The sequence below is a fragment of the Verrucomicrobiales bacterium genome, from assembly GCA_016793885.1.
Lineage (GTDB): Bacteria > Verrucomicrobiota > Verrucomicrobiia > Limisphaerales > UBA11320 > UBA11320.
Window position 1 is genome coordinate 1 of sequence record JAEUHE010000008.1, and the last position, 10029, is coordinate 10029.

A 10029-nucleotide genomic window follows, 5' to 3' on the forward strand; every position below is an offset into this window, starting at 1 on the left:
CCCCACAGGGTTCGCAACCCACGATGGGGTTGTGGATTCTATGGCGTTTTCCCCAGGGTAGCTCGTTCCTCCCAACCCTGGGCTTTGAGGCGCAATCCCGTTGGGATAGGGAGGAAGCCCTCCGAACTTGTGGGTAATGCTCAGAGCGGGCTGCCGCACTCCATATACGCGAGGCGTCTTGCGGTTGATCGCAAGCCCATCCCCGCTCGAGCCGCTTTCGTTAGCGCCGCTCTACCTTCAGCCGAACCTTCTCTCCAACGGACCAATCATTGTGTCCCCCCGGGATCTCATGCAGCACAGCCCCAGGAAGGGATTCCGCCAACTGACGCCCCAATCGCGCAGGAATGATTTCGTCCTCTTGTGCGACGAAAATGTCGACCCGGCCTTTGAAACTGCGGAGCGACTCTACATTGTTCCAACGATCCCGAAGCAACAGTCTGGCTGGCAACCAAGGGAACTGAGCTCCAGCCACGTTCGACAAGGCATCGTAGGGCACCATCAACACGATGCGGTCGGGTGGAACCGGCCGGGTTGCCAGCCATGAAGCGGGGCCGCTTCCCAGCGACTCCCCCAGCACGGACACCGGTAGCCCCCCCGCCTGTTTGCGCAAAAGATCGTACGCCTCCGCCGCGGCCTCATTGATAGAATCCATCGAAGGGGAGCCCGCGCGCGCTCCGTAGCCGGGATATTCGAGAACATAGAGCGACACGTTCTCGGGAAGTGACGGCAGGACATAGTCCCGATCCGCCGCCTGACCGGCGTTCCCATGAAACATGAGCCAAATTTCCACCGGGTGGACCACTTCCCGTGTCCAGCCGATCGTGAGGCCTTCCGCTTTCCACGGTTTGAGGGTTGTCTGGCTGACCGCCATGCCCTCAGGTGCACGGGATGGAAGATAGATGAGCTTTCGCTGAAAGATTGCCACCAGGACTACGATGAAGAGGTAGCAGGCGATCCCTACCAGCAGGGCACGTTGAATGGGAACCGGAAGGGACGGCATTCAGGGGTAAGTTAAATGGACATGACCTTGACCCGCTGGCCATCGCGAATGCGGTCACCGGGGTAGAGAATGAGCCTCTCGCCCTCTTGAAGCCCGCTGAGCACCTGGGCTTCCGATCCGCTGGAGCGTCCAATCTGCACCTTGCGCAGCCGCGCGAATCCCTCAGCGAACGTCAGCACCGCCCAATCTGCGCCTTGCCGAAACAGGGCACCGGTGGGGACCTTGACCGTGCGGTCGATCTCCCACATCACGATCTTGCCCTCGATCCGATAGGCGTCTCCCAGGCTTTTGCGCTTCTCCGGTGGCGTCAGAATATCTGCGACGACGTTCACCCGTTGCTCTTCCACCCCGAGGGCGCTGACCTTGGTAAAGGCCGAGGGTTCCACCAACCGAACTTTGGCTTCGAGCGGTTCGCCTGCTCCCCATTGCTCCAACTCCACCCGTGTGCCTGGGGCGATGGCGGCACCGTCACGGGACAGTACCTCAATGACGGCTTCGAGGTCCTGCGGATCCCCAACTTCCACCAGCGGGGTTCCTGCGGTCACCACGCGGGTGCTCTCCTCAAACACGCGCAGGACCCGGCCTTGTGTGCCCGCTCGAACCTCGGTGGGTTCTGCCGCTCCGGAAGATCCGCCTGCCTGAACCGTGCCAAAGTCCTTCAACGCGGCTTCGGCCTCCCTTAACGCGGCCTCGGCGGCACTGCGTTCCTTCTGAGCGGACATCTCTCGCCACTGCGCGGCTTCGAGATCTTGAATGGAAAGGGTCTTTTCACGGAACAATCGGTCCAGACGCCGCAGTTCGTTGGTGGCGTACAGATGTTGCGCGCGGGCGCGTTCTAAGCTGGCGATGGCGCTATCGCGTCGGGCCTCATACAGCGAACGGCTGCGGGCATCCAGCAGGCCGGGAGCGAGAGGGTCGATCACGGCGATGAGCGTGTTGGTGCCGTCCAACGCGTCTCCGGCTTTGAGTGGAATGCGGCGAAGGTGGCCGGTGACGGGGGCGGAAATCACATAGCGCTGCTTGATGCGGGTTTTGCCCTCCTCATTCACCGTGACGCGCAAAGGCCCGGAGCCAACGCTCACCACTTCAACCGGCGTGGGACGGGGCCATAGGCCCGCTACCAGGAGAGCGATGAAGACTCCGATGGCCAGCCAGGAGATCCAACGTCGGCTGGCACGTTTGTTTGGCTTGGTGGGCGAGTTCGGACTCGCGAGGGTCTTAGGCGTGGACGGATTCATGGGTTCTAGGATCGGCATGGGATTACTCCGGAGCTCGGAGAGCCCCCACGAGATTCAGATGGTTGAGCTGACGCAACACCAGCAGCGCCGACAGAGCAGACGCGATAGACACGACGACGATGGCGAACGTGTAATTGCTGAGGCGAAGGATGAGCGGTAAACGGACGGTTTCCGTGTTGATTGCGCCCAGGATCGCAGTGGCAAAGCCGGTTCCAATAAGCAGGCCCAGAGGCACGGCGATCAGCGCCAACAGCAGCAGCTCCGTGATCAGCACTGAACCGACCTCGCGCTGGGAAAACCCTATCACTCTCAGGGTGGCGAGTTCGCGGGAACGTTCGGCCAGCGAAATTCGAGCGTTATTATACACCACTCCGAACGCCACCACGGTGGCGAAGGTGAGATAGATCGTTTGAATCAGATTGATGCTTGCCGCCGTGGTTTGAGAAAAGTTCCGTCGCAGCGATTCTTTCATGGCCACCCAGCTGACCCGGGGAATGTCCTTCAAGGCTCGGAGGAATCGGCTGCGCTGGGCGGCATCGATCGTGACGCTGGCGCCATTCACGACGTCCCCTTCGCCCATGAGTCGATTCAGCGCTTTCATCTCCATCGTGGCGGTGATGCCGGCGAAATCTTCAGCCAACCCCACCAACCGGACTCGAACGTGGCGACGTTTGCCTTCCAAGGACTCGACCATCACCTCATCGCCAACTCGGACCGACAAGACCTCCGCCAGCTTGGCCGACATCACCAGCCCATCGTCCGGCAGATCGATCCGACGCTTGTTGGCATCGATCACGCGGGAGTGAAGTGAGTCCTTCACGAAGCCCCGAAGTCCCAGTTGGCGGAATTTATTGTTGGCCCGAATTCGGACCGCGGCGGTCCGAAAAGGCTCCACCGCTACCGCACCAGGAAGCTGGCGAAGGTTGGACCAGACCCGAATGCTGGTAGGCTCGATGAGGCCTAGTTCGAGATCCTGACGTTGAACCACATCCCATTGAAAACCGAGGATCTCCTGCACTCCGTCGCGAAAGCAGTTGGGCACAATGAGAATTCCCGTGGCGAGAGCCAGTCCAGCCACGGTGAAAAAAGCCTGAACCGGACGTCGTTCGATGTTGCGGACCGCGATGCGGAAGGTGTGAGAAAACCAGCGAGTGAGGCCAGTGCGCTCGATCCACGCCTGCCGGTAGCTGGCCGGAGGTTCGGGGCGCATCGCTTCGGCGGGCGGGAGGCGGGAGGCGCGCTGCACCGCTTTGAATACGCCTACCATGGCCGCGATTATCGCAGCGGTCAGGGCGATGCAGAAGGCCCGGGCATCGAGATGGAACGAGAGGTCCGGAAATCGAAAGAACATCTTGTACATCACGACCAGGCGATGTCCCATCGCAACGCCCCCCAGGCTGCCCAGGCTCGTGCCGAAGAGAACCATGACCAGAGCGAACTTCAAGTAATGACCCACAATCTGGCCATTGCGGAAACCAAAAGCCTTCAGAATGGCGATCTGTTCTCGCTGCAAGTTGAGCAGACGCGAGAGCACCGCGTTGGTCATGAAGGCCGCCACGCTGAGAAAGACGATGGGGAACCCGATCGAAATCGTCTCGAGTACCCGAATCTCGTCCGAGATCCGAATGTGCGAGGGATGGTTGGCGCGCCCGTAGGCTCCGCGTCCGCCATACGGCTCGAGCAAAGGGTCGAGTTCCGCGATGACCGCGGCCTCAATCGCCCCGGGGGCAAGCGTCAGCACGAGGTGATTGAAGGCGCCATCCAGATCGAAGGCGTTGGCAAGTTCCTCGTAGCGCATCCAGAAGATGCCGTAGGTGCGGTTGTCGGGAAGAGCCGCTCCGGGGCGCGACTCGAAGATAAACTCAGGCGACAGAACAATGCCGGCGATGCGGAAAGCCTTCCGTCGGCCGTTCAGCAGCATCGTGATGGAGTCGCCGGGACGGAGTCCATTGGCTTCCGCGAAAGCCTCGCCGACCAGCACCTCGCCGCGGCCACGAGGCTTGAGCCACTCGCCGGCTCGCAAAAAGAGTCGGTTCAGTTCCGGATCACCCATGTCCGGCAACGAGCGAACGTTTCCGCTCGCCGGTTCGTCCAGTTCAGGCAAATCCAAAGTAACCTGCGCAGAGATTCCCGATTGGGCTCCGGCCACCCCGGGAATATCCCGAACACGCTGCACGATGGATTCGGGCGCGCGCTTCAGTTGGACGAACAAATCTGCAAACCGATGGTTGAGATAGTAGGCTTGGCGGGTGGTCTCCAGGGAGTGGATGAGGCTGCGCGCCATCACCAGCATGGCCAGGCCGCAAGCCATCACCAAGGACACGGCGACCGCCTGACCCTTCATGCGGGTCAAATCACGGATCAACTTGCGATCGAGTTGCGAAATCATCACCAGTTGAGAGTGGAAGGGGCGACACGGTGGCTGTTGCGCTTCTCGCTCGCGACTCGTCCGTCGGAAAAATGGATCACCCGATCGGCCATTTCCGCCATGACGGCGTTGTGAGTGATGATGACGGTCAAAGTTCCCAGCTCCCGGTTCACACGTTCGATCGCCTCCAGAACCACAATCCCGGTGCGAACATCCAGCGCTCCGGTCGGCTCATCGCACAAAAGCACCTCGGGCCGTTTGGCGATAGCCCGGGCGATCGCGACCCTCTGTTGTTCCCCTCCGGAGAGCTGGGCCGGAAAATGGTGTTGGCGAGGCCCCAGGTTCACCATGTCCAGGGCAGCTTCCGGCGACATGGGATCTTGGGCAATCTCAGTGATGAGCCCCACGTTCTCGGCGGCTGTCAGGCTGGGGATCAGGTTGTAGAACTGAAAGACGAAGCCAATGCTGTCGCGACGGTATTGAGTCAGCGTATTCTCGTCCGCGTGGGTGAGGTCGGTGTCGCGATACCACAGTTCGCCTGACGTTGGCACGTCCAGGCCCCCGAGCTGGTTGAGTAAGGTGGTTTTCCCGCTCCCGGAAGGACCTAACAGAACGATCAGTTCGCCGGCATTCAGTGTCAGATCAACGCCATCCAGCGCTCGAACCTCAGCCGTGCCTTCTCCGTAGACCTTGGTGAGGTCTTTAACCCGAAACACTGGCTGTTGAACTGGATTCATGGTCGACTGTGGCTCCGGCGGCGATTTCCTGAGGATGCGCGCATCGCACGGAAGCTGCACGCCCCCAATATCCCTGGAGCCACGCGAGTTGCAAATACTACTTTGGTGGGGGAGGAGAAATGGTCGTGGTTAAAAGTGGGTGAGATCCAGGTTGTATTTCGCCCTACCTCGTCATGCGGCGCACGAATCCAGCTCACCCATTTCAAATTGCTTCCAGGGTTTCCGCCCAGGGACGGACGACGCGACGGTAGCTCAGTCAAACGGCCTGCGGAGCCGCCATGACCGGCACTGGTGCGAACTCACAAACCGACGAACGTAGGGTCAGCGGATGACACGGTGTGTCGGGCGATGCCACGGTCAACTTCACGTGCGCAGCACCCATTTGCGTGAGCTTTGCTTGCACCGTGTCCCGAGCCAGTTCAGGACGGTTGCAATCGCGACTAAGATGTCCCAGGAAGAGATGTTGCAATCCCGAGTGCACGACCGCTTCAGTTGTGGTGGCTGCAGCTTCGTTGCACAAGTGGCCGTGGCGGCTGGCGATGCGTTGCTTGACGCTCCAGGGACGGCGGGTGTCATCTTGCAATAGCTTCAAGTCATGATTGGCCTCCAGCACCAAGGCGTGTGCCGGCCTGACCCGCTCGATGACCAGGCGCGTGGCATGGCCTAAGTCGGTCAGAAAGCCCAGGTTCCCTTCGCTCGTCCGCAACAGGAACCCCACGGGATCCTGTGCGTCGTGGGGAATGCTAAAATTTTCGACAGTAATGTCGCCCACTTCGAACGTGTTTCCGGTTGTGAAAATCTGGAACGGGAGGTCGGAGCCCAATTCCGAAGACAAGGCATCGCGGGTCAGGCGATTGCAATAGACCGGAATGCGTAGCTTACGGGCCAATACCGCGAGTCCTTGAACATGGTCGGAATGCTCGTGAGTGATGAGAATCCCGTTCAACCCCTCCGGCGCACGGCCCAAGGTCAAAAGTCGCTGGCGAATCTGCCGCGCGCTCAACCCGGCATCGATCAACAATCGTGTGCTCCCGGTCTCCAAATACGCACAATTGCCGCTCGATCCGCTCGCCAAAATGGTGAAACTCACAGACACGACCGTGACCCTAGTGGAACGATCGCAACGAGGGCAATCTTCAGATGTGCGCTATCTTCACACTTGCACGCGTGAACTTCACGCGGAATAGGTCTCTCTGCTATAACTTATTGAAAATTAAAGGTTTTATAGCCTATGTGCCAGCAACTCTCATTCTGAGGGAGCTTGCGCCGTCGGCTTGGCCGGCATTGGGCTCAAGACGGGGCTCCCAGCGTGGGATCAGGCCTTTGGTGAGTTGAAATGAAGACTCCCGGCCCACTCCCTCCGGGACACCAGGCGAGATTGTCAGCGCGGTGGGCGTTCTGGATACCGACTTAGCGTGATCGGCATGGGGTGTGCTATAGGCAAAACGGTTCCACGTAAGAATGGCAGGTCAGAAGTCTAAGAAACGAGTGACTAGAACGATATGGCTAGGACATTCTCTAACCCAACTGTGGCTCGGGCACTGGACGCCGCGATGTTCCAAGCTCCCAGCGGCATGCCCGCGACGGCTTTTAAGAAGGAACTTGAGTGTCGCCTGGACTCTGAATGCCAGTTTAATTCTGGGCTCATGCCCGCCCGCAACCTGGATCGCGTCCGGGTTGCTTCTTGGGAAGAACACCGATTTAGGCTCGGCCTAGTGGTCAAAAGCATCAAACGCTAACCGTTCCTCCGACGCACTTTTCCCGCTCCGCCATGTGGGGGTGGCCTCCCGGTTTGTGTTGTTCGGGAGGCCACCTTTTGTTGAATCGACTACGGAAACGGCTGGGTTGATGGAAAGCGTCGGTGACCCGACCGCAACACGACTCGGCCGTGGGCGATGGTGAACTGAAGGACGGGATGATGGGAGATCAGGTACACCTCGCGAGCGGTCTGTCGCAGCCGCGACACCAGCTGCGGAGTCGCTTGGGCCGACGCCGGAAAATGAGCGTCCAGGATAACAATCGATTGGGGTGTGATCCTCTCCAGCAGCGGAGCCGGCAATGGCTCACCTCGCGACGGCATCGCTGTGATCACCAGATCAGCTTCCAACAATGCGGCGGTGCTCCGGTTCCGCAGGAGTTGATCCTGCGCACGGGTGCTCAACCTGGGGAGCCAGAGTACCCGGCAGCCACGAAAGGTTCCTTTGAGCACCAGCGCGGCATCGTCTGCCGCCGCGGATCGAGCCGCTCCTAGCGGCCACAAGGCCTGCCATTGACCGATAGATTCGGGAAAGCCCACGGGATCGAGGTGCAGCTGGGAATCTCGCGCTCGCTGGATGAACCTCTTGAAACTGGGGGACCGAAACCCACCCTCGGGCAAAAACCTTCGCTGCACTGAAAAAGCATCTTCGAGCAGTTCCGCGCCTCCTGATTGTCCGATGCTCGGATGAGTAAGGACCAAGTTTGGGATGAAGTTGACTCCTTGCGACTGGAGAAACGGCATGGTAACGCGCTGAGTCTCACGGGCGTCTCCTGGATCGACCAACCATTTCTGACGGCCGAGCCCCTCATCCAACCACATCACTGCCCCACCGCGACGGGAGATCAGCGTCAATTGGCAAGGGTCTCCTTGGGCTATTCGCTCCATCAAGAGCACACCAAGTGTACCCAGCACCGTCCCCCAAACCCAGTTCCAGCGTCGGCGAGACCGGTTTACCCATGGACCTAGATAGCAGCTGAGGGCGGCGTAATATGCGAGAAAGCCCAGGACTCCCGGGCTAGGAACGTACAGCCAAGCTCCCGGAAGCTTCGCCGCCCAGATACTCGCTTCACGCATCAGGTTCATCAGGAGCCAGCTGCTGTGGTTAAACCATTCCGCGGCCGTGGGGAGCCAGAACCCAACGGCTAGGCTGCCCACGCAACTGGCCAAGGCCAGAGAACTCAGGGGGACCACCACCAAGTTAGCGAGCAGGCTGACCGGGCTCAGGATGTTGAAGTAATGAGCCATCAGGGGGGCCGATCCGACCCACGCCGCCGCCGAGGTGCTCAGGTGAGGCTTGACCTTATGCCAGGCCCGATCGGCGTAGCGCCGCCAGCGCGGCTGAAGGCGGTCGGGCAGGTAGGGCTCTGTCAGGCGGACGCCCTGAAGAAGATCGTCCGCCTGAGAGGTGAGCAGCGCCAGATGAGCCACAACGCAAAACGAAAGCTGGAATCCGGGCTGAAACAGTTGTTGGGGATCCCAGCAGAGCAGGACCAGCGCCGCACCCGCGAGGTTGTTCAACAGGTTCGCAGGCCGATCGAGCATCCATCCGCCCGCCACGATGCTCATCATCACGGCGGATCGAATCGCCGACGACTGCCAGCCGGTGAGCGCCGTGTAAAGCCAGATAACGGGAACCGCGACGAAGCCTGCCAGCGGTCGAGACAGTCCCACCAAGCGCAGGCACTCCACCCCGATCATCGCGATGAGAGCAATATGGAGCCCGCTGATCGCAAAGACGTGCATCGTGCCGCTTTTCATGAATGGATCCTCCGAGGCGGGATCCAGTCCCGGCTTCCACCCCAGGGTCATGGCACACAGCAGGTCGATGGCGGGATCGGGGGAAGAGAAACCCAGGTAGAGCATTCGACGCCCCCAGGCCTGAAATCGATCCGACAGCGGGGGACGCGACCGCGGACTGGCTGGAAGCACCAGCCAATCGGCGACGCTTTCCGTTCTGAGTTCGAAGTAGATTCCCAGCCGACGCAGATAGGCTCGATAGTCGAATGCCCCGGGGGTTGAGGATTCCAGTGGGAGGTTCAGCACTCCCGTAAGCTCAACCAGCCTCCCTCCGTAAACCTCGGCCGGAAGCTCGTCGCCGATGCTCACGGCCAGCCTCCCCGACGCGGGGATCCAGGTCGCCGAGGGAAGCTGCAGCTCCGTCACCTCCAGAGTGGCTCGTCCAAACGGACGAGGTTTCGCGCCCGGGGGTGAGTACATTCGGGTGAGAGGTGTTTCGAGGAGTGTTCCGCGAACCGACACCAGTGAGGGTTGGTTGGGAACGAGGTGACGCAGATCGTGTGGTGACCAAGGAGTGGTGGCCAAGGTCAGCCTGGCAGCTCCGGCACAGCTCAACAGGAACGGGAAGGCAAGTTCTGGAAACTTGCGCAGCGCGCAGACACTCCACGACACCGCCGCTCCGCTGAGGAACACCACGAATCCCCAGCCTAGCGCGTCCCCGATCAGGATGCCCACACTCACCCAGAGCAATGGCACGATCATTGGATGTCGGCGTATGAATTGCATGCACTCTCGCCTCCTTGTTGGCGAAGTCTCGTCGAACGGACGGATATCTAGGTGCCACGCCGGTCGAGGTCGAGATTATTTTCAGGTATGCAATGAACCCCGGTGTGATTATTTCCGGATGACGCTGATTACCGATCCAATACACCTTCGTACACTCGCTCTCTTGTATGGAGTTCCGCCTTCAGGCGGAAAAGGCGCAGGAATTGCCCTACCGGCGTAGGGTCTAGCACCTTCCTACTCGTCAAGCCTCCGGGAACCGCCTAAAGCCCAATCCATGCAGTTGGAGTCGCGTTCGCTCATGGAGATGCCCCTAGGTTTAGCCAGTTGGGTTCGAGCCTTCCAACTGCATTGCAGTTGGGAAGTGGAGAAACAATTTTGTCCAAAAGTCTTCTCCACCAGTCGCG

At 60.1% G+C, this 10029-nt stretch carries 6 protein-coding genes; all 6 read right to left on the reverse strand.

Annotated elements, in window-relative coordinates:
- Positions 1-220: 220 nt before the first annotated feature.
- Positions 221-1000: an alpha/beta hydrolase gene (locus tag JNN07_00890; protein ID MBL9166275.1), complete on the reverse strand. Its 780-nt coding sequence runs from the start codon at positions 998-1000 to the stop codon at positions 221-223.
- An 11-nt stretch (positions 1001-1011) separates the two neighbouring features.
- Complete coding sequence (locus JNN07_00895; GenBank protein ID MBL9166276.1) at positions 1012-2238, reverse strand: efflux RND transporter periplasmic adaptor subunit; 1227 nt, start codon at positions 2236-2238, stop codon at positions 1012-1014.
- A gap of 22 nt (positions 2239-2260) precedes the next feature.
- Positions 2261-4627, reverse strand: a complete 2367-nt coding sequence (locus JNN07_00900; protein MBL9166277.1) for an ABC transporter permease — start codon at positions 4625-4627, stop codon at positions 2261-2263.
- The gene (locus tag JNN07_00905; GenBank protein ID MBL9166278.1) at positions 4627-5322 is read right to left on the reverse strand and encodes an ABC transporter ATP-binding protein; all 696 of its coding nucleotides are present in this window, start codon (positions 5320-5322) and stop codon (positions 4627-4629) included. Before JNN07_00905 ends, JNN07_00900 begins: the two co-directional genes overlap by 1 nt.
- A gap of 277 nt (positions 5323-5599) precedes the next feature.
- Entirely contained in the window at positions 5600-6433 is an 834-nt protein-coding gene (locus tag JNN07_00910; GenBank protein MBL9166279.1) for an MBL fold metallo-hydrolase, read from the reverse strand.
- 738 nt (positions 6434-7171) lie between these two features.
- Positions 7172-9601, reverse strand: a complete 2430-nt coding sequence (locus tag JNN07_00915; protein MBL9166280.1) for a ComEC/Rec2 family competence protein — start codon at positions 9599-9601, stop codon at positions 7172-7174.
- Positions 9602-10029 lie beyond the last annotated feature (428 nt).